This is a genomic window from Nocardioides xinjiangensis, from assembly GCF_017916385.1.
GTDB lineage: Bacteria > Actinomycetota > Actinomycetes > Propionibacteriales > Nocardioidaceae > Nocardioides > Nocardioides xinjiangensis.
Window position 1 is genome coordinate 1187346 of the sequence record NZ_JAFMSW010000001.1, and the last position, 25459, is coordinate 1212804.

The window sequence follows — 25459 nt, forward strand, 5'->3', positions numbered from 1 at the left end:
CCCGGAGTCGGTCTGTTCCACCTTGCTCCTCGGCCGCCCCGTTGTCCACGCCCCCACGGGCGAGCGCCCCCGGGGGCGCGCGTCACCGCACGACGGTGTAGCGCCCGCACATGAAGTCGCGGTTGCGCGCGACCTCCTCGAGCCGGAGCTCGACGTGGCGGGGCAGCACCGGCGCCCCGCTGCCGATGAAGACCGGGGCGTACTGGATCCACACCTCGTCGAGCAGCCCGGCGTCGTGGAGCTGGCCCACGAGGTCGCCCCCGCCGACCACCCAGACGTCCTTGCCACCGGCCGCCTCCGTCATCTCGGCGTGCACGCGGCGTACGTCGTCGCGGTCGAAGCGCACGCTCGGCGGCGCCTCGGGGAACGTGCGGTGCGTCATCACCCAGGTCGGCAGCGGACCCCACGGCTCCTCGTCGTGGTCGAGGATCCACTGCCAGGTCGTCGCGCCCATGACGCACGCCCCGAGCCGCTCGCGGAACGCCGGGTAGCCCATCGGGCCGTCCTGGTCGATGTCGCGCGAGGTCAGCCAGTCGAGCGAGTGGTCGTCGGTCGCGAGAAAGCCGTCGAGGGTGCAGCCGGTGTAGTAGATCGTCGCCATGGCGCCAGCCTCGCACCGGCGTCGGGCCGGCCGCCCGACCGGAATTGCGCTCCTCCGCCGGGCTCGGGTCAGCCGTCGGCGTTCGTGGTCACGAGGCGCTCGACCGCCGCCACCGCCTTCGCGACGCGGTCGGGGTCGTCGTGCGCGACCCACACGATCCGCGGGTCCTTGCGGAACCAGGCGTCCTGCCGCCGCGCGAAGCGGCGCGTCGCCACGGTGGTCTGCTCGATCGCCTCGGCGAGCGTCCGGTCGCCGGCCAGGAAGCCGGCCACCTCGCGGTAGCCGATCGCCCGGGCGGCGGTGCGACCCTCCGCCAGGCCCCGGGCCAGCAGCGCCTCGACCTCCTCGACGAAGCCGCTCGCGAACATCTCCTCCACCCGACGCGCGATGCGCGCGTCGAGGGTCGGCCGGTCGATGTCGACGCCGACCTGGACGGTCAGCGGATCGACGTACTCCAGGCGCGGGAGGCTGGCGCCGAACGGCCGGCCGGTCAGCGCCACCACCTCCAGGGCGCGGACCACGCGCCGGCCGTTGTCGGGGAGGATCTGCGCGGCTGCCTCCGGGTCGACGCCCGCGAGGCGCTCGTGGAGCGCGTGGCTGCCGACCCGCTCGAGCTCCGCCTCGAGCTCGCGGCGCAGGGAGTCGTCGGTGCCGGGGAACTCGAAGCGGTCGAGGATCGCGCGCGTGTAGAGCGCGGAACCGCCCACCAGCACCGGAACGGCCCCGCGGCCCCGCACGTCGGCGACGACCTCGCGGGCCCAGCCCTGGAAGAGCGCGACCGTGGCCGGCTCGGTCACCTCGAGCACGTCGAGGAGGTGGTGCGCGATGCCGCGCCGCTCGGCCTCGGGGAGCTTGGCCGTGCCGACGTCCATGCCGCGGTAGACCTGCATGGCGTCGGTGTTGACGACCTCTCCTCCGAGCCGCTCGGCCAGGTCGAGGCTCAAGGCGGTCTTGCCCGACGCCGTCGCACCCACGACGGCGACGACAGGACGAGGCATGCCCCGATTGTCGCAGCGTGGCTACGCTCGATCGCAGCCGGAGTGCCCACCCGCCGGGTGGGCCGGCGCCATCGCGAGGAGGACCCGTTGAGCTTCCTGGACAAGGCCCGAGCGAGGATCACCGAGGTCGTCGACCAGCACGGCGACAGGATCGCCGAGGGCATCGACAAGGCCGGCGCGTTCGCCAACGAGCGGACCGGCGGCAAGCACGCCGACACGATCGAGAAGGCCACCGGCAAGGCGCGCGACGCGCTGGACTCGCTCGACCGCAGGGACGACGACGTCCCGCCCCCGCCCCCGCGCTGACCGGCCCTTAGGTTGGGACGGGTGACCGACCGCTTCGCCCTCGTGCCCGCCTCCTACGTCTACCTGCTGCGTGACGGAGCGGGCGGCACGGAGGTGCTCCTGCAGCAGCGGGGCCCGGTCCCGTACATGCCGGGGCACTGGGCCGCCGCGGCCGCGGGGCACGTCGAGCGCGGCGAGACGGCGTACGACGCCGCGCGCCGCGAGGCGGTCGAGGAGCTCGGCATCACCGGGGTCGACCTCGAGTTCGTCCTCACCATGCAGCGCAGCCAGTTCGGCCCGGCGATCGAGGAGCGGGTGGACTGGTTCTTCACCGCTCGGTCGTGGGTCGGCGAGCCGCGGATCGTGGAGACGGAGAAGGCCTCCGCGCTCGGCTGGTTCCCGCTCGACGCGCTGCCGGAGCCGATGGTGCCGCACGAGGCGCACGCCCTGGCACACCTGTCCTCCGGGGTCGGCTACCTCGCCTACGGGTGGGACGCCCGCCCGGGCGGGGGTGGCCCCGGCGAGGCGGTCAGGGCAGGATCCGACGACCGACCCAAGGGAGGGAATCGATGACCAACGACGACCTGAGCCCCATGCCGACGCCGTTCACCGAGGAGCCGCAGCTGGCACCCGGCGGCGTCGACGCGCTCGAGGACGACCCGGCCGACAACGGCCTGTCCCGCGACCTCGACCCCGACGACAACCCCGCCGTCGACGACGCCGCCCCCGACGAGATCTCGGAGCCCGACGACAAGTCGCAGGCCCCCGACGGCGACACCTCGCACCAGGAGGTCGGCGAGGCGCCCGGCGAGCCGCGGGCCGGCCAGGAGGCCGAGGACGGGTCGCCGGAGCCGCCCGAGTAGGCGACCCGGCGAGCGTCGTGGAGGATCCGGGTCACCTGGTGGCTCGGATCCTCCACGCTCACGCCGCGTGTGGTCGGGCCTCAGCCGAGGTGCTCGCGCCCGATCCGCTCGCCCAGGTCGACCAGCAGTCGGGCGGGTTCGCGGAGGCACGTCGCGACGTCGGGCTCGAGGTCGGTCAGCGCGTGGGCGGCCGCGAAGCCGGCCCCCGTCACCTGGGCGTCGGTCAGGAGCCGGCGGCCGCAGACCGCGACGACCGGCGCGCCGACCCGGGCGGCCGCGGTCGCCACGCCCACCGGCGCCTTGCCGCGCAGGCTCTGCTCGTCGAGCGAGCCCTCACCGGTGAGGACGAGGTCGGCGCCGCGGACCCGATCGGCGAAGCCCAGCAGGTCGAGCATGAGGTCGATGCCCGGTCGCAGCTCGGCGCCCAGCACCGCCACGAGACCGAACCCCACGCCCCCGGCCGCCCCGGCGCCGGCCTCGTCGCGCCGGTCGGCTCCCGTCGCGAGCGCCACCGCGTCGGCCCAGCGGTCGAGCCGCGCGTCGAGCTCGGCCACCTGGTCGGGGGTCGCGCCCTTCTGCGGCGCGTAGACCGCGGCCGCGCCGTCCGGGCCGGTCAGCGGGTTGTCGACGTCGCACGCCACGACGATCCGCGTCTCCGCGAGCGCCGGGTGCAGGCCGCCGAGGTCCACGCCGTCCGCCGAGATTCCGGCTCCGAGCGCGGCCAGCATCCCGGCTCCGCCGTCGGTGCTGGCGCTGCCGCCGATGCCCACCACCAGCTCGCGGCACCCCGCGTCGAGCGCGGCCGCCACCGCCTCGCCTAGCCCGCGGCTGGTCGCCGTCATGGGCGCGAGGACCCCCTCCGGGAGCCGTGCCAGCCCACAGGCGTCGGCCATCTCGACGACCGCGGTCGTCCCCCGGCGGGCGTACGCCGTCGTCACCGGCTCCCCGGTGGGTCCCGCGACGACCACCTCGACCCGCTCGAACCCGCTGGCGACGGCGGCGTCCAGAGTGCCGTCGCCTCCGTCGGCGACGGGCAGGCACTCGATCCGGGCGTCCGGACGGGCCTTGCTCACGCCGTCGGCGAGGGCCCGCGCCACCTCGTGGGCGGGCAGCGAGCCCTTGAACTTGTCGGGCGCGACCAGCACGCGTGGCTCGCTCATGACGGCGGCGGCCCGGAGGAGTCGCGGACGACGAGCTCGGCGTCCACGTGGCGCCGCCGGGGACGGGTCCCCGGCTTCTTGAGCGCGAGCACCAGCGCCTGCTCCCCCATCTCCCCCATCGGCAGCCGCACGGTGGTGAGCGACGGGGCGAGGTCGCCGGCCACGGCGACGTCGTCGAACCCGGTGACCGACACCTCCCGCGGCACCGAGACCCCGCGCGCCCGGAGCGCGGACAGCACGCCGATGGCCATGTCGTCGTTGAGGGCCAGCACCGCGGTGACGCCCGGGTGCTCGGCCAGGATCTGCTCGGCGGCGGCCTTGCCGCCGGCGCGCGTGAAGTCGGTCTCGACCACCGGCACGGCGGCGAAGTCGAGCCCGGCGTCGGCGAAGGCCTGCTGCAGGCCGGCGAGGCGGTCCGCGACGGTCGTGAGCTGCCGGGAGCCGGCCGCCACGGCGACGCGGCGGTGACCGAGGTCGAGCAGGTGCCGGGCCACGGCGCGGGCGCCCTCCACGTTGTCGGGCAGCACCGCGTCGACCCCGAGGTGGTGGCGGCCGATGACCGCGACCCGTCCGCCCGCGCGGCGGAACGTTTGAAGCTCGGCCTTGGCAGGCGCCTGCAGGCTCGGGTCGACCAGTCCCGAACCGGCGATCACGATCGCCCCGACGCGGTTGGCGATGAGCATGCGCAGCTGCGCGAGCTCCCGCTCGGGGTCACGACCGGTGTGGCAGATCTGCACGGTGAGGCCCTCGCGGGCGCCGACGCCGAGGAGGCCGCTCGCGATCTCGGAGAAGTAGGGGTCGCCGATCTCGTGGACGACCAGGCCGACCGTCCGCGTGGGGCCCCCGGCCAGGCTCCGTGCGTGCACGTTGGCGACGTAGCCGAGGGTGGACGCCACCTCACGCACCCGTTCGGCCACCGTCTCGCTCACGCCGGGGGAGCCCGAGAGGCTGCGCGAGGCGGTGGCGATGGAGACGCCGGCCGCCTCGGCCACGTCCTGCAGGCGCAGGGTGGCCGCCCGCCTGGTGCTCATGGCTCTCCTCGCTGCCGGTCCCGATTAGACGATATGTGACCCTTGCCACACCACCCCGGCTGTGCCTACAGTACCCGAAAGCGCTTACGAAAGCGCTTACGCCGCTAAACACGGCATCGCACACCCCGAGGAGTGACATGTTGGTGAAGACCCCCTACCGCGTGGCCGGACTCGCGCTGGCGTCCTGCCTGGCGCTGACTGCGTGCATGAGCTCGGGCGCCGGCGGCGACTCCGCCGAGGACGGCGACGGCCCGATCAAGATCGGCATCTCGCTGCCGCTGACCGGAGACTTCTCCGAGCCCGGCAAGGGCGTGCAGCGCGGCTACGAGGCGTGGGCCGACTACGTCAACGAGAACGGCGGCCTCCTCGGGCGCGACGTCGAGCTCACCATCCTCGACGACCAGTCCAACGCCGACCGCGTCGCGGCCGACTACGAGAAGCTCATCAACCAGGACGGGGTCGACCTCGTCTTCGGGCCCTTCTCCACCCGCCTGGTGGTCCCGGCCGCGCAGGTGGCCCAGGACTACGGCTTCCTCTTCGTGGAGCCGGCCGGTGCCGCCGAGGAGGTCTTCACCCAGGGCTTCGACAACCTCTTCTACGCCGCCCCGGCCATCGCCGACGACCACTACGACTACCTCGCCGACGCCATCGAGGCGCTCCCGGAGGCCCAGCGCCCCAAGACCGCCGCCTACGCCGCGATGGACGACCCGTTCGCCATGGGCACCGCCTACGGCCTGAAGTCCCGGCTCGAGGAGATGGGCGTGGAGACCGTCGTCGACGAGGTCTACCCGCCCAACACCACCGACTTCGGCTCGATCGCGGCGAAGATCGCCGACAGCAATGCCGACGTCGTCGTGGGCGGCACGCAGTACCAGGACGCCGTCAACATGATCGTGGCGCTGCAGCAGCTCGACTACCAGCCCAAGATGGCCGCCTTCTCCACCGCGCCGACCAACCCGGAGTTCCCCGAGGCGATCGGCAGCAAGACCGAGGGCATCCTCTCCCCCACCGGCTACACGCCCGAGGCGGACTACCCCACCAACCAGGAGTTCGTGGAGTACTACACCGAGCGCAACGGCACGCCGCCGGCCGAGGACGAGGCCAACGCCTGGACCACCGGCCAGGTCGTCGCCGCCGCGGTCGAGGCCGTCGAGTGCGCCAGCCCGGACCCCGAGTGCCAGTCCCAGCTCATCGACTGGCTGCGGGAGAACGAAGTGGAGACCGTGGTCGGCCCGCTGACCTGGGACGAGCAGGGCCGGCCCGAGGGCGCCCACCTCATCCAGCAGTACGTCGACGGCAAGATCCGCATCGTGCTGCCCGAGGAGGCCGCCGAGGCCGAGCTCATCCTCGAGAAGCCGGCCTGGTGACCTCCGCCCGCCGACCAGCGCCCGGCGCCCGACCAGCTCGGGCCACCCGACCCACCGACGCCCCCGACCGTTAGGCCCCTGCCATGTCCCTGCTCCTCCAGAGCCTGGTGCTGGGCGTGCTGCTGGGCGGGCTCTACGCCCTCCTCGCAGCCGGCCTCACCCTCTACTTCGGCGTGATGCGCGTGGTGATGATCGCCCACTCGGCGTTCCTGATCCTCGCCGCCTACCTCGCCTGGTGGTTCACCAGCGAGACCGGCCTCGACCCGCTGCTGTCCCTCGTGCTCACCGTGCCGCTGTTCTTCGCGATGGGCGTGCTCATGCAGCGGGTGCTCATCAGCCGGCTGCGCCCGGCGACACTGACGATGATGTCGGTGCTGCTGACCTTCTCGATCGCCCTGGTGATCGAGGGCATGCTGGGCTTCGCCTTCAGCGGCACCCAGCGCCGCATCCGGCTCGACTACGGCGGCGCGAACTTCGAGGTCTTCGGCGCCAACGTCGCGGTGGTCAAGCTCATCGCCTTCGCCCTCGCCGTCGTCTCGCTCGCCGCGCTCTTCCTGCTCATGAAGAAGACGCAGTTCGGCCAGGCGCTGCGGGCCACGATCCAGCACCCCGAGGCCGCCCGCCTCATCGGCATCAACACCGAGCGGGTCGCGGGCTACGGCTTCGGCCTCGGCCTGGCCACGGCGGCGATCGGCGGCACGGCGCTCGCGCTGGACTCGACGTTCTACCCCTCGCTCCACTGGCACTGGATCGGCCCGCTCATGGCGATCATCGTCGTCGGCGGCCTCGGCAGCATCCCCGGCGCGGCCATCGCGGCGATGGTGCTCGGCATGGGCCAGGCCCTGCTCCAGATCCCCCTGGGCACCACGTGGGCCCAGACGTTCTTCTACATCGCGTTGTTCGCCACCCTCATGGTGCGACCGCAGGGATTCTTCGGAGGTCGTCTTGCCCAGCGCTTCTGACACCGTGTCCACGACCGACCGGCGCTCGCGCGGGTCGGTGGCCCTCAAGGCGGTCGGTCTGCTGGTCCTCGCGGCCGCGGTCCTGTCCTTCCCGTCCGTGGCGGCCAACCCGTTCATCCTCTCGGTGGGCGTGGTGATCATGAGCTACGCCGTCCTGGCGACCTCGTGGAACTTCGTCGGCGGGTTCACCGGCTACATCTCCCTCGGCCACGCGGCGTACTCCGGCCTCGGCGGCTACGCCACCGGCCTGCTGGTCATCCACACCGGGGTCAATCCCTGGCTCGGGATGCTGCTCGCCGGACTGGCCGTCGCCGTGCTCGCGGTCCCGATCGGCATCGCCAGCCTCCGGGTGCGTGGCGCGTCCTTCGTGATCGTCTCGATCGCCCTCGTGCTGATCCTGCTGCTGGTCTTCCAGTCGTGGGGCTCGTTCACCGGTGGCTCCAACGGCCTGCGCGTGCCGCGGCCCTTCGCCCCCGAGGTGCTGCGGCCCGAGCAGCACGAGCGGTTCTTCTACCTCCACGCGGCCCTGCTGGCCGTCGCGCTGCTCACGTGGTGGCTTATCGACCGCTCGCGCTTCGGCATGGGCCTCAAGGCCATCCGCGAGGACGAGGACAAGGCGCAGGCCCTCGGCGTCCCGACGTTCACCTACAAGCTCATCGCGTTCGTGGTGTCGGCGTTCTTCACCGCCCTCGGCGGCGGGTTGTACGCCCTGTGGTTCGGCTTCCTCGACCCGATCTTCCAGTTCTCGATCCTGGTCGGCTCCTACATGGTGCTGATGAGCCTGCTCGGCGGCATCCGCAGCCTGTTCGGACCGTTCCTCGGGGCGGTGATCGTGGGCTACGCCGTGGAGTACTTCAAGAACCAGTACGGCGACACGCAGTTCCACCTCGTCGCCATGGGCCTGCTCCTCGGCCTGGTCGTGCTGTTCATGCCCGACGGGATCATCCCCGCCGCGACGAACCTCGTCGACCGGTTCCGGCCGCAGAAGACGTCGATCCGCGAGGTCACCCAGGCCGAGCTCGCCGAGCAGCGGCGCACGGCCGGCCCGGAGGCCGCCCAGGCCGACCAGCAGGCGCGGACCGACGACGGCACCGACATCCCGACCAGCGACAGCACCGTCACCGAAGGAGCCCGCTCATGACCGCCACCGCGGACGCCGCCCCGGCCCAGCAGACCGCGAGCCTGGCGACCGTCGGCCTGACGAAGAGGTTCGGCGGCGTCACCGCCGTCGACGGCGCGTCGGTGACCTTCCACCACGGCAAGGTCAACGCGCTGATCGGCCCCAACGGCTCGGGCAAGACGACGTTCTTCAACTGCGTCACCGGGATGATCAAGCCCGACGAGGGCACGGTGAGCTATCGCGGGGCCGACATCACGGGCAAGGCGCCGCACCGCATCGCCCGCGCCGGCGTGGGCCGCAGCTTCCAGCTCTGCCGCGTGTTCCCGCGGATGACGGTCATGGAGAACATGCTCGTCGCGGTCCGCTCGACGTCGCTGCGGCGCCAGCTGGCCTCGGCGCGCGACGCCGAGGAGCTCGACCGGGCCCGCGGCCTGCTGGCCCGCGTCGGCATCGAGCACCTCGAGCACTCGCTGGCCCGCGACATCTCCTACGGCCAGCAGAAGCTCCTCGAGCTCGCGGGCGTGCTGATGGCCGACCCCGAGACGATCATGCTCGACGAGCCCGCCGGCGGCGTGAACCCGGCGCTCATCGACCGCATCGCCAACCTGGTGCGCTCGCTCAACGCCGAGGGCAAGACGTTCATCGTCGTGGAGCACAACATGGAGCTGGTCATGGGCCTCTCCGACCACGTCGTGGTCTTCGACCGCGGCCGCCCCATCTGCGAGGGCACCCCGACGGTCGTGCAGAGCGACCCCCGAGTCCTGGAGGCCTACCTTGGCATCTGACACCACCCCCCGAGCCTCCGAGCAGTACCTCCTCGAGCTCGACGACGTCGAGGCCGGCTACGGCCGGGCGGCGCTCGTGCTCCGCGGGCTCACCGTCAAGGTCCCGCCGGCCACCGTCGTGTGCCTCGTCGGCCCCAACGGCGCCGGCAAGTCCACCGTCCTCAAGGTCGCCAGCGGCATGCTCACCCCGCGCTCGGGCACCATCCGCGTCGCCGGCAAGGACGTCACGAAGAACTCGCCGCAGCAGATGCTCGCCGCCGGGCTCTCGCACGTCCTGCAGGGCCACAGCGTGTTCAAGGAGATGACGGTCGAGGAGAACGTCCGGCTGGGCGCCTACTCCGTCAAGGACAAGGGCGAGGTCAACGACCGCATCGACTTCGTCAAGACGCTGTTCCCCGTCGTCGCCGACCGGTGGAACGCGCTCGCCGGAGCGCTCTCCGGCGGCCAGCAGAAGCAGGTCGAGTTCGCCCGGTCGCTGATGGTCAGCCCCCAGGTCGTGCTGCTCGACGAGCCGTCCATGGGGCTCGACCCCAAGGCCACCGGCACGGTCTTCGAGCAGGTCGTGCGGATGCGCGACGCCGGCACCGCCGTGCTGCTGGTCGAGCAGAACGCCCGCCGGGCGCTGGAGACGGCCGACCTCGGCTGCGTGCTCGACCTCGGCCGCGTCCACATCTCCGGCCCGGCCGACGAGCTGCTGCGCGACCCGCAGCTGGCCGAGCTCTACCTCGGCGGCCGGCCCGCCGCCTCCCCCGCCACCTGACGTACGCCCACCCGACGACCTCGATCGTGAGGACCCACCATGCCCGACTCCACCACCCGCATCCTGATGAACGGCGTCACCGGCCGAATGGGCTACCGCCAGCACCTGCTGCGCTCCATCCTGGCCATCCGTGACGACGGCGGGATCCCGCTTCCCGACGGCACCCGCCTGCAGGTGGAGCCGGTGCTCCTCGGCCGCAACGCCGACAAGCTGGCCCGGCTCGCCGACCAGCACGGCATCGCCGACTGGTCCACCGACCTCGACACCGTCCTCGCCGAGGACCCGGCGCCGGTCTACTTCGACGCCCAGGTCACCAGCGAGCGCAAGAAGGCGATCCTCAAGGCCGCCGCCGCGGGCAAGCACGTCTACACCGAGAAGCCGATCGCCGAGACCGTCGCCGAGGGCCAGGAGCTGGTCGACGCGGCGGAGAAGAGCGGCATCATCAACGGCGTCGTGCACGACAAGCTCTACCTGCCGGGGCTGATGAAGCTCAAGCGGCTGGTGGACTCCGGCTTCTTCGGGCGGATCCTCTCGGTGCGCGGCGAGTTCGGCTACTGGGTCTTCGAGGGCGACTACCTGCCCGCGCAGCGCCCGAGCTGGAACTACCGCGCCGAGGACGGCGGCGGGATGGTCCTCGACATGTTCTGCCACTGGAACTACGTCCTGGAGAACCTCTTCGGCGCCGTCGAGGCGGTCACCGCCAAGGCGGTCACCCACATCCCGGAGCGCTGGGACGAGAACGGCGAGCGCTACGACGCCACCGCCGACGACGCGGCGTACGCCATCTTCGAGCTGGCCGGCGGCGTCATCGCCCAGGTCAACTCCTCCTGGGCGGTGCGCGTCGAGCGCAAGGAGCTCGTCGAGTTCCAGGTCGACGGCACCCACGGCTCGGCGGTCGCCGGGCTGTTCAACTGCCGCATCCAGCCTCGCGAGGCCACGCCGATGCCGGTCTGGAACCCCGACCTGCCGACCACCGAGGACTTCCGCGGCCAGTGGCGCGAGATCCCCGACAACCAGCAGTTCGGCAACGGCTTCCGCGCCCAGTGGGAGCAGTACCTGCTCGACGTCCACCACGGCCGCCCCCACCGCTACGACTTCGCCGCCGGCGTGCGTGGCCTCGAGCTGGTCGACGCCGGTCTCACGTCGTCGCGCGAGGGCCGGCGGGTGACCCTGCGATGAGCCCGACCTCGGTGGACGTGCCCCTCGCCGACGGCGGGTGGGAGACGGTCACCCTCCACGAGCCGCGCCAGTGGAAGGACCACCCGAGCCCCTACGAGCAGCGGGTCGCCTTCGCCGCCGCCCACGTCGTGGCCGACCCGCGCGGCGAGAACGTCCCCGGCGCCCCCGCCGTGGTCGACTGGGAGTCGACGCTGGCCTTCCGCCGCGAGCTGTTCCGCTACGGCTTCGGCGTCGCGGAGGCGATGGACACCGCGCAGCGCAACATGGGGCTCGACTGGCCGGCCGTGCAGGAGCTCGTCCGGCGCAGCGCGCAGCAGGCGCAGGAGTACGACGCCCGCATCGCGTCGGGCGCCGGCACCGACCACGCTCCCGCCGCGGCCACCCTCGAGGAGGTCCGGGCCGCCTACGAGGAGCAGGTCGCCTTCGTGGAGTCCACCGGCTCGCAGGTGATCCTCATGGCCTCGCGCCAGCTGGCCGCCGTCGCCGCCGGACCCGACGACTACCTGGCGGTCTACGCCCGGCTGCTCGAGCAGGTGCGCGAGCCGGTCATCCTGCACTGGCTCGGCGAGGCGTTCGACCCGCAGCTGCGCGGCTACTGGGGCTCGAGCGACGTCGACGCCGCCACGGCGACCTTCCTCGACCTGGTGCGGGAGCACGCCGACAAGGTCGACGGGGTCAAGGTCTCCCTGCTCTCCGCCGAGCACGAGACCGGGCTGCGCGCCGCCCTGCCCGAGGGCGTGCGCCTCTACACCGGCGACGACTTCAACTACCCCGAGCTGATCCGCGGCGACGGCACGCACCACTCCGACGCCCTGCTCGGCGCGTTCGCGGCCGTCGCCCCGGCCGCCTCCGCCGCGCTCACCGCGCTCGACGAGGGCGACCTCGACGCCTACGACGCCGAGATGGCGCCGACGCTGCCGCTCTCGCGGCACGTCTTCGAGGCCCCGACCTACCACTACAAGACCGGCATCGCGTTCCTGTCGTGGCTGTGCGGCCACCAGCCGGGCTTCACCATGGTCGGCGGCCTGCAGTCGGCGCGCAGCGCGGTGCACCTCGGCCGGCTCTTCGCGCTCGCCGACGAGGCACGGCTGCTCCCCGACCCCGAGGTCGCCGCGCACCGGATGCGCGTGTGGCTCGACGGAGCGGGACTCGCCCGATGACCACCGTCGACGTGGCCCTCGACGTCCCCTCCGGCGCACCGGCGCGGGTCGAGACGCCGGCGCCCGGCGACCCCCGGCTCGCGCGCCTCTCGCTCAACCAGAAGACGGTGGACGGGTGGGGCCTGCGCGAGGTGATCGACGGCTGCGTCGCCGCCGGGCTGCCGGCCATCGGCGCCTGGCGCGAGCCGGTCGCCGAGGTCGGTCTCGCGACCGCGGCTCGGTGGGTGTCCGACGCCGGCCTCCGCGTCTCGTCGGTGTGCCGCGGCGGGTTCTTCACCGGCGCCGGCGACCTCTCCCGGGCCGAGCGCCACGACGACAACCGGCGGGCCCTCGACGAGGCGGCGGCCCTGGGCGCCCCCTGCCTGGTGCTCGTCCCCGGCGGCCTCCCGGCCGGCGACCGAGACCTGCCCGCGGCGCGGGCCCGTGCCGCCGAGGCCATCGAGGCCCTCGTGCCGCACGCGCTCGAGGTCGGGGTGCGGCTCGCGATCGAGCCGATGCACCCGATCTTCGCCGCCGACCGCGGCGTCGTCTCCACCCTCGCCCAGGCCCTCGACATCGCCGAGCCGCTGCCCGCCGAGGCGGTCGGCGTCGTCGTCGACACCTTCCACGTGTGGTGGGAGCCCGGGGTCGAGGAGCAGATCGCCCGCGCGGGCGCGCGCATCGCGTCGTACCAGGTGTGCGAGTGGATCACCCCGCTGCCGCCCGACGCGCTGCTCTCGCGCGGGATGATGGGCGACGGGCACATCGACTTCGCCCGCCTGACCTCCCTCGTCGCAGCCGCCGGCTACACCGGCGACGTCGAGGTGGAGATCTTCAACGCCGACGTGTGGGCCGCCGACGGCCGCGACGTCGTGGACACGCTCGCGCGGCGCTACGTCGAGCTCGTGGAGCCGCACCTGTAGACACCCCACCCTCCAACCCCCGAAAGGCACGTGGACCATGCACCGCAGAAGGATCACCACCGCCCTGGTCGCGAGCGCGGCCCTGGCCGGGCCCGCCGCCGTCGCAGCGCCCGCCGCGTCCGCACCGGACGACGTCCGCACCACGCGGGTGGTCGCCCCGGCGACACCGCAGCACTGGGACCCCCTCACCGACGACCTGTGGTCCTTCGAGGGCAACCAGGTGGTCCTCACCCGCCCCGGGACCAACCCGAACGACGGCGTGCGGAGGCCGTTCGAGTACGCCGTCGTGACGAAGGGGCCGCGGCTCTCCGACGTCAGCGTCGAGGCCGAGGTCCGGCTCGACGAGTCCGTCGCCGTCAGCAACCGCGACGTCGTCGTCATCTGGAACTACCAGGGCCCCAGGCGCTTCTACTACGCGCACTTCTCGCAGGACAACACCATCTACCCCCACAACGGCATCTTCGTCGTCGACAACGCCGACCGGCGCCGCATCGACGACCAGTGGACCGGGTCGGTGGGCGCACCGCCCGCCGTCACCGACGCCGACTGGCACGACGTGCGCGTCGACTACGACGCCGGCTCCGGCGAGATCGCGGTGTACGTCGACGACGCGGCCGAGCCGCTCATGACGGCCACCGACACGACGTTCAGCGGGGGCCGCGTGGGATTCGGCTCCTTCGACAACTTCGGCCGCACCCGCCACTTCCGCGCGACCGGCACCCCCGTCGAGGGCACGACGTCGTGACCTCCCCCTGATCCCCGTCGGCCCCCCGGCCGCGCCGGGGGACCGACGGAGGCTGCCACGGGCCCCGGCCAAGGAAGACCGCGGCAGCAGTTGTCTCCAACCACTTCAACAGTAGGGACACCCCATGCGAAAGACACGCTGGTGGGTCGCCGCCGTCTCCACGTCAGTGGCGGCCGCAGCCCTCTCCCCCGTCGCGCTCCCAGCCACGGCCGGCGGGGCCGGATCGGGGTCGGTAGCACCTCCGATCCCGCCCGACCCCTCCCCCTCCACGCTCGGGCTCGTGCTCGAGGAGTACGCGCAGCTGCCGGCGTCGACCCCCAACGGCCCGTGGACCGACGTCCGCATCGGCACCCGGCACAACCGGATCAACCACATCGGCGAGCTGCCCGACGGCTCGGGCCGGCTCTACGTCCCGGACCTCAACGGCAACCTGTACTTCCTCGAGGACCGCGAGCCGTCGGTCTACCTCGACGTGAAGGCGCGGTTCCCGGAGTTCCTGGCCTGGCGCGGCCTCGGCTCGGGCTTCGGCTTCGTGGCCTTCCACCCCGAGTTCGAGGACAACGGGAAGTTCTACACCACCCACACCGAGAACCCGACGGCTCCGGGCGCGCAGACCTACCCGGGCCAGCCGCTACGCTCCGGCGGCGTCCAGAGCGTCGTCACCGAGTGGACCGCCGACGACCCGTCGGCCGACACCTTCAGCGGCAGCAGCCGCGAGCTGTTCCGCTACCGCTTCGCCAGCCAGATCCACGCCATCCAGCAGATCGACTTCAACCCCACGGCGAAGCCGGGCGACGACGACTACGGCCTGCTCTACCTCGCCGTCGGCGACGGCGGCTACGGCGTGGAGACCGACCTCCCGCAGCAGCTGGCCGACCCCTCCGGCAAGATCCTCCGGATCGACCCGGCCGGGACGGACGCCCCCAACGGTCGCTACGGCATCCCCGACAGCAACCCGTGGGTCGGTGAGCCGGGCGCGCTCGGCGAGATCTGGGCCATCGGCATGCGCGACCCGCACCGGTTCAGCTGGGACGTGGCGGGCAAGCACGACATGTTCCTCGGCCACATCGGCCAGCGGGCCATCGAGGCCGTCTACGAGGTCGACGCCGGCGACGACTTCGGGTGGCCCGACGTCGAGTCGCGCCTGGACTACCAGAACGACACCCAGTGCCGCCTCGACCCGATGACCGCGGAGCAGGCCGCCAAGGGCTACGACTTCCCGGTCGCGTCCTACGCCCACGAGACCCCGGCGAACTGGAGCTGCAACGCCGACTCCGGCCACGCCATCTCCGGCGGCCACGTCCACCGGGGCCACCTGCCCGGCCTCAAGGGCAAGTACGTCTTCGGCGACCTCGTGAAGGGCGAGGTCTACTACGCCACGGCGGCGCACATGCGCGACGACTCCGAGCGCGAGGCCGAGGTCCACGAGCTGCAGCTCTACGACGCCTCGGGCACCCGCATGCGGATGTCGGACTTCGTCGGCGACGGCCGGGTCGACCTCCGCTTCGGCACCGACTCCGAGCGCAACCTCTACCTGCTCGCCAAGGCCAACGGCATGATCTGGAAGGTCAGCGACACCGTGCGGGCCCCGGTCGAGAAGGACATCGAGCCCGCCCTGGCGGACGACGTCGTGGCGGCGTACGACTTCGAGCACCCCTTCGCCGCGAACGACTCCTATGAGGTCGACCAGGGGCCCAGCCGCACCCTCATCCGGCTGGTCAACGGCGGCGACCGGATGCGCGTCGACGACGGCGCCTACCCCGGCTCCAACAACGCCCTGCAGGTGCACAGCGCCGCCGAGTCGCCGACCGGCACCGCCTGGAAGGCCGGCGTCTACGAGTCCGACGCCGACGGCGTCGCCTCGCTGTCGCGGTTCAGCAACGCCGACGGCACGACCGTGATGGGCTGGTTCAAGATGACCGGCCAGAACCCGACGCCCGGCTACAACGCGATCGGCCTCGCCGGCGTGCTCGCCGGCAACTCCGACGGGCACGGCGTCCGAGCCCTCCTCGAGCTGATCCAGGTCAACGGCGAGCTCAAGCTCGTCGCCCTGGGCCGGCGCCTCGACAACGGCAGCTCGTGGACGTACGCCGCCTCGCAGCCGTGGCAGGAGCTGCTCCCGCAGGGCGAGTGGGTGCACCTGGCGGCGACGTTCGACTTCGACGACGGCTCGATGGCGCTCTACCGCAACGGCAAGGCGGTGGACGGCTTCTACACCGCCACCAACGACCCGTGGAAGGTCGACGGCACCGGGACGTCGGCGACCAACCCCCGCGGCATCAAGATCGGTGGCTCGTTCCCGCAGAACGGCACCGAGCGCAACCCGTGCAACTGCCGCATGGACGACCTGGTGTTCCTCGACGACGTGGCGTCCGCGTCCGAGGTGGCGCGGCAGTACCGCCGGTACCTGCGCTGATCACGCACTGATCACGCACTGATCACCCACTGGGCAGGGGCCCGGTCGCCGAGAGGCGGCCGGGCCCTTCGTCGTGCCGGCGGACGACGTGGAGGATCCGGGTCACCTGGTGACCCGGATCCTCCGCGTCGTCGTCCAGAGTCCGGCCTCAGCCGCAGACCGGCGCCGGCGGGAGCGGCGCAGGCACCCCGATCGAGGGCATCCCGAGCCCCACCGAGGCGGACGGCGAGGCGGGCGCCGACGTACGCCGCTCCCACGCGTCGCCGGCGCGCGTGCGGCGCACGGACCTGATCGCGCCGTCGGCGACGAGGTGGTGCGGGGCGGCGTAGGTGATGTCGACGGTCACCATGTCGCCGGGGCGCACCGAGTCGGCGTCGACGCCGGAGAAGTCGGCGGCGAAGTGGACCAGCCGGTTGTCGCGGGCGCGGCCGGACAGCCGCTTGGTCGCGACGTCCTTGCGGCCCTCGCCCTCGGCGACCATCAGCTCGACGGTGCGACCCACGAGGGCCTTGTTCTCCGCCCAGGAGATCTCCTCGACGACCTCGACGAGTCGCTGGTAGCGGTCCTTCACGACCGCCGGGTCGACCTGGTCCTCCAGCGCGGCCGCCGGGGTGCCGGGGCGCTTGGAGTACTGGAAGGTGAACGCGGCCGAGAACCGGGCGGCCCGGACCACGTCGAGCGTGGCCTGGAAGTCCTCCTCGGTCTCACCGGGGAAGCCGACGATGATGTCGGTGGTGATCGCGGCGTCCGGGATGGCGGCACGGACCCGCTCGATGATGCCGAGGTACTTCGACCGGCGGTAGGACCGGCGCATCGCGCGCAGCACCGAGTCCGATCCCGACTGCAGCGGCATGTGCAGCGACGGCATCACGTTGGGCGTCTGGGCCATCGCCTCGATGACGTCGTCGGTGAACTCGGCCGGGTGCGGCGAGGTGAAGCGCACCCGCTCGAGGCCCTCGATGTCTCCGCAGGCGCGCAGCAGCTTCGAGAACGCCTGGCGGTCGCCGAACTCGACGCCGTAGGCGTTGACGTTCTGGCCGAGCAGGGTCACCTCCGTGACGCCCTCGGCGACGAGCGCCTCGACCTCGGCGAGCACCTCACCGGGCCGGCGGTCCTTCTCCTTGCCGCGCAGCGAGGGGACGATGCAGAACGTGCAGGTGTTGTTGCACCCGACCGAGATCGACACCCAGGCGGCGTACGCCGACTCCCGCTTGGTCGGCAGCGTGGAGGGGAAGACCGACAGCGACTCGAGGATCTCGACCTGCGCCTCCTCCTGGACGCGTGCCCGCTCGAGCAGGACCGGCAGCGAGCCGATGTTGTGGGTGCCGAAGACGACGTCGACCCACGGCGCGCGCCGGGTGATCGTCTCCCGGTCCTTCTGCGCCAGGCACCCGCCGACAGCGATCTGCATGCCCGGCTTCTGCGCCTTGACCGGGGCGAGGTGGCCGAGGTTGCCGTAGAGCTTGTTGTCGGCGTTCTCCCGCACCGCGCAGGTGTTGAAGACGACGACGTCGGCCTGCGCGTCGTCGGCGGCCCGGACATAGCCCGCGTCCTCGAGCAGGCCGCTCAGCCGCTCGGAGTCGTGGACGTTCATCTGGCACCCGTGGGTCCTGACCTCGTAGGTGCGCGCAGGGGTCTCGACGGCAGTGTTCATGACCGGTCAAGGGTACGGCGGTCCGCGGGGTCGCCCGAATCGCACGTCGTCGGCGCTCACGGGCAGCCGCCGCACGTGGGGCTGTCGGACGGACACTCGCCTGGCCCGATCGGGCCATCCGGGTAACTCGTTGAGGTGGTTGTTCCTCACAAGTCCCACGGCTGCGCCTCGAACAACTCAAGATCTCCTCAGACATCCACAAATGGGTAACGTCGAGTGCCGCGGAATCCGCGGCGGGTCCCCTGGGACCATCCACGAGGAGGACGGACCGTGCAGCTCGACAGCGTGGTTGATGGCCGGGCGGGACAGGCGGGGAACCGCATCGCGCTGCTCGTGGCGGTTGTTACCGTCCTGTTGTTCAGCGGTGTGCCCCAGGGCCACGCCGCGGACGGTCCCGCGGGCCGCGAGCGCGGCGCTCGCACCGCGGTCACCGCCACCCTCGCCTCGCTGCCCCCGATCGTCGCGCCGGGGACCACGCCCCAGGCACCGAGCTCGACCGGCAGCCTGCTGGCGACCTTCGCCCCAGCGGCCCCCGGCCGGCGGGTCGTGCTGGAGAGGAGGACCGGGCGCGGCTGGCGGGCCGTCGCAACCACGACCGAGGACGCCTGGGGCTCCGCTGCGTTCTCCCCCGGCGCCGGCACCTACCGCGCCCGCGCCGTCCGCGCCGGCCACACCTGGACGACCCGCGCGGTCACGACCTCGGCCTGGACGCCCCAGTTCGAGGACACCTTCTCCGGCTCGTCCCTCGACGCGTCGGTGTGGAACGACCAGCGCCGCGAGCACGAGAGCGTCTACGCCCCGCGCACGTGCGCCCGGGTGGACGCGGCCGCCCGTCGCGTCGAGGGCGGCGTGCTGCACCTCGGCGTCGCCGCGGACCCGCAGCGCCTCGGCAGCCCGTGCAGCTACACCAGCCGGGGCACGAGCGGCACCAGCCCGTACCTGCTCAACAGCCAGGTGGCCACGGAGCACACCCGCGCCTTCCGCCACGGCATCGTCGCCGCCCGGATCAAGCCGCAGCGAGCCAAGGGGATGCACTCCGGCTTCTGGCTGCTGCCGCAGGGCACGACGTACGTCGACGGCGTGCCGGCCGGCGGCACCGAGATCGACGTCATGGAGTTCTTCGGCGAGAACGGCCGCGGCAACGAGACCATCGGCTCGCACGTGCACTACTACGAGGCGGGCTGGGACAAGGTGAGCCTGGGCGACCTGTTCCCGGCCGCGCGCCGCTCGCTCGACGGCCGCTCGTGGTGGCAGGAGTTCCACGTCTTCTCGGTCGAGTGGACCCCCCGCGAGTACGTCTTCCGCATCGACGGCCGCGAGTACTACCGGGAGACGAAGGCCGTCTCGCAGGTCCCGCAGTACCTCGTGCTGTCCAACCTCACCTCCGACTACGAGCTCGACGACCTCTCCCCCGACGAGCTCGGCGACACCGCCCAGGTCGACTGGGTGCGGGTCTTCGACGCGACGTCGCGCCAGACCTCCCGGGTCACCCAGGGCCGCAGGACCTCCTGACCCCGGCTCGGGCGCGCGACCGGAGCACCCCACGCCTAGGCTCGCCGCATGCCCCGCATGCACGCGCTCGAGCTGCTGCCGGACGCGTCCGGCTGCGAGGTCGTACGCCGGGACTGGCAGGCGCTGCACGACGCGGGGCTGCCGTCCCAGCTCGACCACCGCGGCGCCACCAACAGTCCCCACGTGACGGTCGCCGCCGCGCCTGCCCTCGGGCCCGCCGAGGACCGGCGTGCCGTGCGGCTGCTCTCCCCGCTGCTGCCGGTCGAGGTGCGCGCCGCCGGTGTCGCCCTGCTCGGCGGCAACCGGGTGTCGCTCGTGCGCATCGTCGACGTCCCCGACGCGCTCGTGCTTGCGGTCCTCGACCTGCGCGTCGGCGTCGCCGACGTCCAGCACTCGGGGTGGCTGCCGCACGTCACCCTCGCGCGGCGCATCCCGCGCGCCGACGTGTCGCGAGCACTCGAGGTGCTCGGGCACGAGGACGTCGTCCTCCGCCTCACCACCCTGCGGCGGTGGGACCCCGAGGCAGGAGTGGTGCACGTCCTCTGAGGTGGCGGGTGCCGGCCGGCGGGTCACGAAACGGTGACGGTGGCCCGACGAGGCCCGGCGCCGATGGCCCGCACCGGTCACCTGCCGATAGGTTGCGCCTATGACCGCGCAGGGAACGGCCACCGTCAGCGCCGGCCGGGGCGAGCCCCTCGTCGTGCTGAGCGGCGTCCAGAAGCACTTCGGGCAGCTCCACGCCCTCAAGGACATCGATCTCACCGTCAAGCGGGGCGAGGTCGTCGTGGTGATCGGCCCCTCCGGCTCCGGCAAGTCCACGCTCTGCCGCACGATCAACCGCCTCGAGACCATCGACGAGGGCACGATCACCCTCGACGGCAAGGCCCTGCCCCAGGAGGGCAAGGCGCTCGCGGCGCTGCGCGCCGAGGTCGGCATGGTCTTCCAGAGCTTCAACCTCTTCGCCCACAAGACGATCCTCGAGAACGTCACCCTGGGCCCGATCAAGGTCCGCGGGACGGGCCGGTCCGAGGCGGAGAAGAGGGCGCGTGAGCTCCTCGACCGCGTCGGCGTCGGCCACCAGGCCGAGAAGTACCCCGCCCAGCTCTCCGGCGGGCAGCAGCAGCGCGTGGCCATCGCCCGCGCGCTGGCCATGGAGCCGAAGGTGATGCTCTTCGACGAGCCGACCTCCGCGCTCGACCCGGAGATGATCAAGGAGGTCCTCGACGTCATGGTCGACCTCGCCGAGCAGGGCATGACGATGATCGTCGTCACCCACGAGATGGGCTTCGCCCGCACGGCCGCGCACCGCGTCGTCTTCATGGCCGACGGCGCGATCGTCGAGGAGAACACCCCCGAGGAGTTCTTCACCAACCCGCGCTCGGACCGCGCCAAGGACTTCCTCGGCAAGATCCTCAAGCACTGAGAGTTCCGCGACCCACGAGTTCCCGCACCACAGACAAGGGAGAAGCAGATGCGATTCATCCGTACGAAGGCCGTCGTGGCGACGGTCGGGCTGGCGCTCTCGCTGGCCGCCTGCGGCGACGCCGGCGAGGACGGCGGCGAGGCCACCGACGTCGACGTCGCCGAGACCGCGGCCGACGAGTTCGAGGACGGCACGGCGATGAAGGAGTTCGCCGAGTCCGGCAAGATCACCATCGGCGTGAAGTACGACCAGCCCGGCATCGGCTTCAAGGGCGCCACCGACGACATGCCGGTCGGCTTCGACCCCGAGATCGGCAAGATCCTCGCCGGGTCCCTGGGCATCGCCCCGGAGGACATCACCTGGAAGGAGACCATCTCCGACAACCGGGAGCCCTTCCTGCAGGAGGGTGAGGTCGACCTCGTCATCGCGTCGTACTCCATCACCGACGAGCGCCGCCAGATCGTCGGCCAGGCCGGCCCGTACTACGTCACCGGCCAGCAGCTGCTGGTGCGCGCCGACAGCGAGATCGAGACCCTCGAGGACGTCGCGGGCACCGAGGTCTGCTCGGTGACCGGCTCGACGTCGCTGGAGAACATCAAGGCCGAGGGCGCCAAGCCCCGCGGCTTCGACACCTACTCCGAGTGCGTCGACCAGGTCCTCAGCGGCACCGTCGACGCCATGACGACCGACGGCGCGATCCTGCTCGGCTACGCCGCGGAGAACCCCGACGAGCTCAAGGTCGTCGTGGAGCCCTTCTCCGAGGAGCGCTACGGCGTGGGCTACAGCCTCGACAAGCCCGAGATGTGCCAGTGGATCGTGGACACGCTGACGGAGGCCCAGGACAACGGCGACTGGGCCACCGCGTTCGAGGCGACCCTCGGCCAGTCGGGTGTCGAGACGCCCGAGCCGCCCGCGATGGACGAGTGCCCGGCCGCCTGACGGTCGACGACCTCACCACCTGATCGGACGCCGGCGGGCCTCGTGCCCGCCGGCGTCCCGCAGAGAGGAGCCCGCCGCCCATGGACGCGGTGTTCTCGAACTCCGGCGAGTACCTGATGGCGTTCGGCCTGACCATCGGCCTGTTCGTCGTCTCCGGCATCGCCTCGCTGGTGCTGGGAACTCTCCTGGCCGTCATGCGCGTCGGCCCCGTGTCGATCCTCAACAAGGCCGCGGCGGTCTACGTCACGCTCTTCCGCAACACGCCGCTGCTGATGATCTTCATCTTCATCTTCATCGCGATGCCGGTGCTGGGCTACAACTTCAAGTTCGTCGAGGGCGTGGAGATCGCCGGCTACAACGTCTCCGCCTTCTTCTTCCGCGCCTGCCTGGCGCTCACGCTCTACACCTCGGCGTTCGTGTGCGAGGCGATGCGTTCGGGCGTCAACGCCGTCCCCCTGGGCCAGGCCGAGGCCGGTCGCGCGATCGGGCTCACCTTCGCCCAGTCGATGAACCTCGTGGTCCTTCCCCAGGCGGCACGGGCCGTGATCCCGCCGCTGACCAGCGTGCTGATCGCGCTGGCCAAGAACACCTCGGTGGCGGCCGCCTTCGGCATCGCCGAGGCGACCGCCACGATGCGCTCCTTCACCAACGACAACGCCGACCAGCGGATCGGCATCTTCCTCGCGTTCGCGATCGGGTACGTCGTCGTCGTCGAGGTGATCTCGCTGTCGTCCTACCTCGTCGAGCGGAAGGTCAAGGTGGCGCGATGAGTGCATCGGTCCTCTTCGACGCCCCCGGGCCCAAGACCGTCGCCCGGCACCGGGTCTACTCCGTCGTCAGCGTCGTGGCGCTGCTCGCCCTGGTCGCCTTCGCGGTGTGGAAGCTCTACGACGCAGGACAGCTCGAGTACGAGCTGTGGGAGCCGTTCGTCACGCCGGCCTACCTCGAGTTCATCCTCGTCGACGGCCTGCTCGAGACGCTCAAGATGGCGTTCTTCTCGGTCATCTTCGCCGTGGTCTTCGGACTGGTCTTCGGCGTGGCCAAGCTGTCGGACCGCGGGTGGGTGCGGTGGCCGGCCTGGCTGGTGGTGGAGTTCTTCCGGGCCGTGCCGGTCCTGCTGCTGATGGTGTTCACGTTCTTCCTGCTGGCCATCGGCGGCGGGCCGCTGACGTCGTTCTGGTGCGTGGTCATCGCCCTGACGCTCTACAACGGCTCGGTGCTCGCCGAGGTGTTCAGGGCCGGCATCAACGCCGTGCCGCAGGGCCAGTCCGAGGCGGCGTACGCCATCGGCATGCGCAAGTCGCAGGTGATGACCTCGGTCCTGCTTCCGCAGGCCGTCAAGATCATGCTGCCCGCGATCATCAGCCAGATGGTCGTCGCCCTCAAGGACACCAGCCTCGGCTACTACATCATCGCTCCCGGCCTGACGGCCGTGGCGAAGCCGATCTACCTCGAGTTCTCCAACCAGGTGCCGACGGCGATCGTCATCACGGCCATCTACGTCGCGGTCAACCTCGTCCTGACCTGGGTGGCCACGATGGTGCAGAAGCGCCTGGTGGGCGAGAAGAACCCGCTCGAGCTGACCCCGGTCGGGAACCTCGACGGCGGCCGCAACGTGTGATCGGGAGCAGCGCCCCCGCGGGGGTCGCTGGTGCCTAGGCTCCGCGCCTCGGCGACACCCAGAGCCGGATCGTGCCCTCGACGACCACGGTGCCGTCGGCGCGGACCCCGCGGACGCGGACCGGCAGCTCGTAGCCGTCGCGCAGCGGGGCGGTCCACTGCTCGGGGTCGGTCTCGGCGATGCAGGTGATGTCGGTGGTCGCCTTGGCGGTGTAGGCGACCTCCATCCCCTTCGGGATCCAGCGCCGCTCACGCGGGATGCTCGCCTCGGCGAGCGCGCCCATCGCCGCCTCGAGCCCGTTGCACAGCGCGATCGCGTGCACGGTGCCGAGGTGGTTCTGCACCGCGCGCCGCTTGCGGACGACCAGCTCGGCCCGGTTGGGCTCGACGACGGTGAACCGCGGCCGGATCGAGGCGAAGTACGGCGCCTTCTGGCTGAACGCGAGGGAGAACACCCGCGCCCCGAGGGGCAGCGCGGAGGTCTTCCTCCAGAGGTCGAGGACGTCAGACATGCGCGGGATGCTACCAGCCAGTAACTTTTGGGGCGCTCCCGCCGCTCGACGATCCCCCGCCTAAGCGGGGGATTGCGAACTTCCGGGGGCCTGCACGCCCCGAGAAGTTCGCACAACCCTCAGGAAGTCCGTGCCGGCGCGAGCACCTCGACCCGGGTTGCCGTGGCCGTCGTACGTGTGCAGGCGGAGGTGGCCGGGGAACGACTCGCGTTGGCTGTCGTCGACCTCGAAGCCCAGCTCGCGCAGCCGGGCCGCCACCTCGGCGAGGTCCGCGACCACGAAGGCCGGGTGCGCCTTCCGCGCCGGCGCGAACGGGTCCTCCACCCCGACGTGGAGCTCGGCCGCGACCTCGCCCGCGTCGTCGTACGCCCGGAACCAGCAGCCGCCCCGGCCGGCCAGGCCCGCCGGCTTGTCGACCTCGGTCATGCCGAGCCCGTCGCGGTAGAAGCGGCGCGCCGCGTCCTCGCCTCCCGGCGGGCACGCCACCTGCACGTGGTGCAGCCTCACCGGACCGCCACTCCCTGCGGCTTGCGCGCGACGACGAAGATGCGGCGGAACGGCAGCAGGACGCGCCCGGCCGCGTCGGCAGGGTACGCCTCGCGCAGCAGCGCCTTGAACTCGTCCTCGAAGCGCGGCCGCAGGTCGTCGGGCAGCGCCTGGAGGGTCGGCCGGGCGCCCGTGCCCGACACCCAGTCGAAGACGGGGTCCGGCCCGGTCAGCACGTGGAGGTACGTCGTCTCCCACGCGTCGACCTCGCAGCCCAGGCCCATCAGCACGCGAGCGTACGTCTCGGGGCTGTGGCTGGCAGGTACGCGCACGTCCCGGACGTGCCGGGCGTACGGCTCCTGCGAGGCGAGCTCGGCGCGGGTGGTGTGGCTGGGCTCGTCGAAGTTGCCGGGGACCTGCAACGCGAGCCACCCGCCCTCGGCGACGCGGTCGACCAGGCCCGGGAGCAGCTCGAGGTGCTCCGGCACCCACTGCAGCGTGGCGTTGGAGACGAGCACGTCGATAGGCGCGCGCAGCGCGAGCGGGTCGGGCCGGGCCCAGTCGCGCAGGTCGCCGACCTCCCACCGCACGCCGCCGAGCGAGCGGGCCGCCTCGATCATCTCCGGACTGCTGTCGACGCCGGTGATCGAGGCGCTGCGCCAGCGGTCGGCGAGGAGGGCGGTGAGGTTGCCCGGCCCGCAGCCGAGGTCGACGACCACCCGCGGGTTCTCGGCGGGTACCCGGGCGAGCAGGTCGACGAACGGCCGGCCGCGCTCGTCGGCGTACGCCAGGTAGCGGTCGGGGTCCCAGGTGTGGCTCATGACGCCATCCTCCACGCAGCGGCGGAGTAGTCCACCGGCAATCGGCTGTCGTCCGGCACGTACGACGACCACTTCCCGGTGGACTACCAGTATCTTGATGTCGAGACAATCCAGCGTGCCGCCCAAACCATCTCGATGTCAAGATTCTCGACAGATCT

Annotated in this window: 27 protein-coding genes; 19 read left to right on the forward strand and 8 right to left on the reverse strand. The window is 72.1% G+C overall.

Features of this window, described 5'->3' with window-relative positions; translation table 11 throughout:
- Window positions 1-82: 82 nt before the first annotated feature.
- Together J3P32_RS05565 and miaA are read right to left on the reverse strand one after the other, a co-directional pair.
- Window positions 83-601, reverse strand: a complete 519-nt coding sequence (locus tag J3P32_RS05565; RefSeq protein ID WP_210438829.1) for a dihydrofolate reductase family protein — start codon at window positions 599-601, stop codon at window positions 83-85.
- Window positions 602-669: 68 nt separating this feature from the next.
- A complete protein-coding gene (gene miaA, locus J3P32_RS05570; protein ID WP_210438830.1) occupies window positions 670-1599 on the reverse strand; it encodes a tRNA (adenosine(37)-N6)-dimethylallyltransferase MiaA in 930 nt (309 codons plus the stop codon).
- 87 nt (window positions 1600-1686) lie between these two features.
- On the opposite strand from miaA, the gene J3P32_RS05575 reads away from it, so the two are divergent.
- From J3P32_RS05575 to J3P32_RS05585, 3 genes are read left to right on the forward strand one after another with little or no spacing between them, the layout of a single operon-like run.
- Window positions 1687-1905: an antitoxin gene (locus J3P32_RS05575; RefSeq protein WP_246849922.1), complete on the forward strand. Its 219-nt coding sequence runs from the start codon at window positions 1687-1689 to the stop codon at window positions 1903-1905.
- Between the two features lie 21 nt (window positions 1906-1926).
- Entirely contained in the window at window positions 1927-2457 is a 531-nt protein-coding gene (locus J3P32_RS05580; protein ID WP_210438831.1) for an NUDIX domain-containing protein, read from the forward strand.
- Entirely contained in the window at window positions 2454-2747 is a 294-nt protein-coding gene (locus tag J3P32_RS05585; protein WP_210438832.1) for a hypothetical protein, read from the forward strand. The genes J3P32_RS05580 and J3P32_RS05585 overlap by 4 nt, the downstream gene beginning before the upstream one ends.
- 80 nt (window positions 2748-2827) lie before the next feature.
- Here J3P32_RS05585 and J3P32_RS05590 read toward each other — a convergent pair whose 3' ends face one another.
- On the reverse strand, window positions 2828-3907 hold the full coding sequence (locus J3P32_RS05590; protein WP_210438833.1) for a glycerate kinase: 1080 nt from the start codon (window positions 3905-3907) through the stop codon (window positions 2828-2830).
- Entirely contained in the window at window positions 3904-4938 is a 1035-nt protein-coding gene (locus J3P32_RS05595) for a LacI family DNA-binding transcriptional regulator (protein ID WP_210438834.1), read from the reverse strand. The genes J3P32_RS05590 and J3P32_RS05595 overlap by 4 nt, the downstream gene beginning before the upstream one ends.
- 137 nt (window positions 4939-5075) lie before the next feature.
- Between J3P32_RS05595 and J3P32_RS05600 the strand changes: the two genes are divergently transcribed.
- From J3P32_RS05600 to J3P32_RS05645, 10 genes are all read left to right on the forward strand, one after another.
- The gene (locus J3P32_RS05600) at window positions 5076-6305 is read left to right on the forward strand and encodes an amino acid ABC transporter substrate-binding protein (protein WP_210438835.1); all 1230 of its coding nucleotides are present in this window, start codon (window positions 5076-5078) and stop codon (window positions 6303-6305) included.
- An 83-nt stretch (window positions 6306-6388) separates the two neighbouring features.
- The gene (locus J3P32_RS05605) at window positions 6389-7267 is read left to right on the forward strand and encodes a branched-chain amino acid ABC transporter permease (RefSeq protein ID WP_210438836.1); all 879 of its coding nucleotides are present in this window, start codon (window positions 6389-6391) and stop codon (window positions 7265-7267) included.
- A gap of 4 nt (window positions 7268-7271) precedes the next feature.
- Window positions 7272-8408, forward strand: a complete 1137-nt coding sequence (locus J3P32_RS05610; RefSeq protein WP_307861596.1) for a branched-chain amino acid ABC transporter permease — start codon at window positions 7272-7274, stop codon at window positions 8406-8408.
- On the forward strand, window positions 8405-9172 hold the full coding sequence (locus tag J3P32_RS05615; protein WP_210438837.1) for an ABC transporter ATP-binding protein: 768 nt from the start codon (window positions 8405-8407) through the stop codon (window positions 9170-9172). Before J3P32_RS05610 ends, J3P32_RS05615 begins: the two co-directional genes overlap by 4 nt.
- Window positions 9162-9932, forward strand: a complete 771-nt coding sequence (locus J3P32_RS05620; RefSeq protein ID WP_210438838.1) for an ABC transporter ATP-binding protein — start codon at window positions 9162-9164, stop codon at window positions 9930-9932. The genes J3P32_RS05615 and J3P32_RS05620 overlap by 11 nt, the downstream gene beginning before the upstream one ends.
- A gap of 39 nt (window positions 9933-9971) precedes the next feature.
- Complete coding sequence (locus J3P32_RS05625; protein ID WP_210438839.1) at window positions 9972-11111, forward strand: Gfo/Idh/MocA family protein; 1140 nt, start codon at window positions 9972-9974, stop codon at window positions 11109-11111.
- Window positions 11108-12271, forward strand: a complete 1164-nt coding sequence (locus J3P32_RS05630) for a dihydrodipicolinate synthase family protein (protein ID WP_210438840.1) — start codon at window positions 11108-11110, stop codon at window positions 12269-12271. The genes J3P32_RS05625 and J3P32_RS05630 overlap by 4 nt, the downstream gene beginning before the upstream one ends.
- Window positions 12268-13173 (forward strand): sugar phosphate isomerase/epimerase family protein, encoded by a 906-nt coding sequence (locus J3P32_RS05635; RefSeq protein ID WP_210438841.1) that lies wholly within the window; start codon window positions 12268-12270, stop codon window positions 13171-13173. Before J3P32_RS05630 ends, J3P32_RS05635 begins: the two co-directional genes overlap by 4 nt.
- A gap of 37 nt (window positions 13174-13210) precedes the next feature.
- Complete coding sequence (locus J3P32_RS05640) at window positions 13211-13918, forward strand: hypothetical protein (protein WP_210438842.1); 708 nt, start codon at window positions 13211-13213, stop codon at window positions 13916-13918.
- A 124-nt stretch (window positions 13919-14042) separates the two neighbouring features.
- Window positions 14043-16334 carry a PQQ-dependent sugar dehydrogenase gene (locus tag J3P32_RS05645; RefSeq protein ID WP_210438843.1) on the forward strand — a complete coding sequence of 764 codons (2292 nt, stop codon included), beginning with the start codon at window positions 14043-14045 and terminating at the stop codon, window positions 16332-16334.
- Window positions 16335-16482: 148 nt separating this feature from the next.
- Here the strand turns inward: J3P32_RS05645 and miaB are convergent, their stop codons facing one another.
- Window positions 16483-17988 (reverse strand): tRNA (N6-isopentenyl adenosine(37)-C2)-methylthiotransferase MiaB, encoded by a 1506-nt coding sequence (gene miaB, locus J3P32_RS05650; RefSeq protein ID WP_210438844.1) that lies wholly within the window; start codon window positions 17986-17988, stop codon window positions 16483-16485.
- A gap of 270 nt (window positions 17989-18258) precedes the next feature.
- Here miaB and J3P32_RS05655 point away from each other — a divergent pair, with 270 nt between their 5' ends.
- The 6 genes from J3P32_RS05655 (at window position 18259) to J3P32_RS05680 (ending at window position 23483) form a co-directional block, all read left to right on the forward strand.
- Entirely contained in the window at window positions 18259-19500 is a 1242-nt protein-coding gene (locus J3P32_RS05655) for a glycoside hydrolase family 16 protein (RefSeq protein ID WP_210438845.1), read from the forward strand.
- Window positions 19501-19548: 48 nt separating this feature from the next.
- Window positions 19549-20046, forward strand: coding sequence for a hypothetical protein (locus J3P32_RS05660; RefSeq protein WP_210438846.1), 498 nt, complete (start codon window positions 19549-19551; stop codon window positions 20044-20046).
- Window positions 20047-20146: 100 nt separating this feature from the next.
- Window positions 20147-20923, forward strand: a complete 777-nt coding sequence (locus tag J3P32_RS05665) for an amino acid ABC transporter ATP-binding protein (RefSeq protein WP_210438847.1) — start codon at window positions 20147-20149, stop codon at window positions 20921-20923.
- Between the two features lie 48 nt (window positions 20924-20971).
- Window positions 20972-21862, forward strand: coding sequence for a glutamate ABC transporter substrate-binding protein (locus J3P32_RS05670; protein WP_210438848.1), 891 nt, complete (start codon window positions 20972-20974; stop codon window positions 21860-21862).
- Window positions 21863-21942: 80 nt separating this feature from the next.
- The gene (locus tag J3P32_RS05675) at window positions 21943-22632 is read left to right on the forward strand and encodes an amino acid ABC transporter permease (RefSeq protein WP_210438849.1); all 690 of its coding nucleotides are present in this window, start codon (window positions 21943-21945) and stop codon (window positions 22630-22632) included.
- Window positions 22629-23483 carry an amino acid ABC transporter permease gene (locus J3P32_RS05680; RefSeq protein WP_210438850.1) on the forward strand — a complete coding sequence of 285 codons (855 nt, stop codon included), beginning with the start codon at window positions 22629-22631 and terminating at the stop codon, window positions 23481-23483. The genes J3P32_RS05675 and J3P32_RS05680 overlap by 4 nt, the downstream gene beginning before the upstream one ends.
- Window positions 23484-23517: 34 nt before the next feature.
- Here J3P32_RS05680 and J3P32_RS05685 read toward each other — a convergent pair whose 3' ends face one another.
- Genes J3P32_RS05685 through J3P32_RS05695 form a run of 3 tightly spaced genes read right to left on the reverse strand, consistent with a single transcriptional unit; the run spans window position 23518 to window position 25301 of the window.
- The gene (locus J3P32_RS05685; RefSeq protein ID WP_210438851.1) at window positions 23518-23994 is read right to left on the reverse strand and encodes a hotdog fold domain-containing protein; all 477 of its coding nucleotides are present in this window, start codon (window positions 23992-23994) and stop codon (window positions 23518-23520) included.
- 60 nt (window positions 23995-24054) lie between these two features.
- Complete coding sequence (locus J3P32_RS05690; protein ID WP_246849924.1) at window positions 24055-24501, reverse strand: VOC family protein; 447 nt, start codon at window positions 24499-24501, stop codon at window positions 24055-24057.
- A complete protein-coding gene (locus J3P32_RS05695; RefSeq protein ID WP_210438852.1) occupies window positions 24498-25301 on the reverse strand; it encodes a trans-aconitate 2-methyltransferase in 804 nt (267 codons plus the stop codon). Before J3P32_RS05695 ends, J3P32_RS05690 begins: the two co-directional genes overlap by 4 nt.
- Between the last annotated feature and the right edge of the window lie 158 nt (window positions 25302-25459).

Excerpts from the sequence above, each read along its gene's own strand:
- J3P32_RS05565 (WP_210438829.1), bottom strand. The coding sequence starts at position 601 with ATGGCGACGATCTACTACACCGGCTGCACCCTCGACGGCTTTCTCGCG.
- J3P32_RS05635 (WP_210438841.1), top strand. The coding sequence starts at position 12,268 with ATGACCACCGTCGACGTGGCCCTCGACGTCCCCTCCGGCGCACCGGCG.
- J3P32_RS05605 (WP_210438836.1), top strand. The coding sequence starts at position 6,389 with ATGTCCCTGCTCCTCCAGAGCCTGGTGCTGGGCGTGCTGCTGGGCGGG.
- J3P32_RS05660 (WP_210438846.1), top strand. The coding sequence starts at position 19,549 with ATGCCCCGCATGCACGCGCTCGAGCTGCTGCCGGACGCGTCCGGCTGC.
- J3P32_RS05595 (WP_210438834.1), bottom strand. The coding sequence starts at position 4,938 with ATGAGCACCAGGCGGGCGGCCACCCTGCGCCTGCAGGACGTGGCCGAG.
- J3P32_RS05645 (WP_210438843.1), top strand. The coding sequence starts at position 14,043 with ATGCGAAAGACACGCTGGTGGGTCGCCGCCGTCTCCACGTCAGTGGCG.
- J3P32_RS05625 (WP_210438839.1), top strand. The coding sequence starts at position 9,972 with ATGCCCGACTCCACCACCCGCATCCTGATGAACGGCGTCACCGGCCGA.
- J3P32_RS05585 (WP_210438832.1), top strand. The coding sequence starts at position 2,454 with ATGACCAACGACGACCTGAGCCCCATGCCGACGCCGTTCACCGAGGAG.
- J3P32_RS05630 (WP_210438840.1), top strand. The coding sequence starts at position 11,108 with ATGAGCCCGACCTCGGTGGACGTGCCCCTCGCCGACGGCGGGTGGGAG.
- miaB (WP_210438844.1), bottom strand. The coding sequence starts at position 17,988 with ATGAACACTGCCGTCGAGACCCCTGCGCGCACCTACGAGGTCAGGACC.
- J3P32_RS05640 (WP_210438842.1), top strand. The coding sequence starts at position 13,211 with ATGCACCGCAGAAGGATCACCACCGCCCTGGTCGCGAGCGCGGCCCTG.
- J3P32_RS05680 (WP_210438850.1), top strand. The coding sequence starts at position 22,629 with ATGAGTGCATCGGTCCTCTTCGACGCCCCCGGGCCCAAGACCGTCGCC.
- J3P32_RS05600 (WP_210438835.1), top strand. The coding sequence starts at position 5,076 with ATGTTGGTGAAGACCCCCTACCGCGTGGCCGGACTCGCGCTGGCGTCC.
- J3P32_RS05685 (WP_210438851.1), bottom strand. The coding sequence starts at position 23,994 with ATGTCTGACGTCCTCGACCTCTGGAGGAAGACCTCCGCGCTGCCCCTC.
- miaA (WP_210438830.1), bottom strand. The coding sequence starts at position 1,599 with ATGCCTCGTCCTGTCGTCGCCGTCGTGGGTGCGACGGCGTCGGGCAAG.
- J3P32_RS05675 (WP_210438849.1), top strand. The coding sequence starts at position 21,943 with ATGGACGCGGTGTTCTCGAACTCCGGCGAGTACCTGATGGCGTTCGGC.
- J3P32_RS05670 (WP_210438848.1), top strand. The coding sequence starts at position 20,972 with ATGCGATTCATCCGTACGAAGGCCGTCGTGGCGACGGTCGGGCTGGCG.
- J3P32_RS05665 (WP_210438847.1), top strand. The coding sequence starts at position 20,147 with ATGACCGCGCAGGGAACGGCCACCGTCAGCGCCGGCCGGGGCGAGCCC.
- J3P32_RS05615 (WP_210438837.1), top strand. The coding sequence starts at position 8,405 with ATGACCGCCACCGCGGACGCCGCCCCGGCCCAGCAGACCGCGAGCCTG.
- J3P32_RS05590 (WP_210438833.1), bottom strand. The coding sequence starts at position 3,907 with ATGAGCGAGCCACGCGTGCTGGTCGCGCCCGACAAGTTCAAGGGCTCG.
- J3P32_RS05695 (WP_210438852.1), bottom strand. The coding sequence starts at position 25,301 with ATGAGCCACACCTGGGACCCCGACCGCTACCTGGCGTACGCCGACGAG.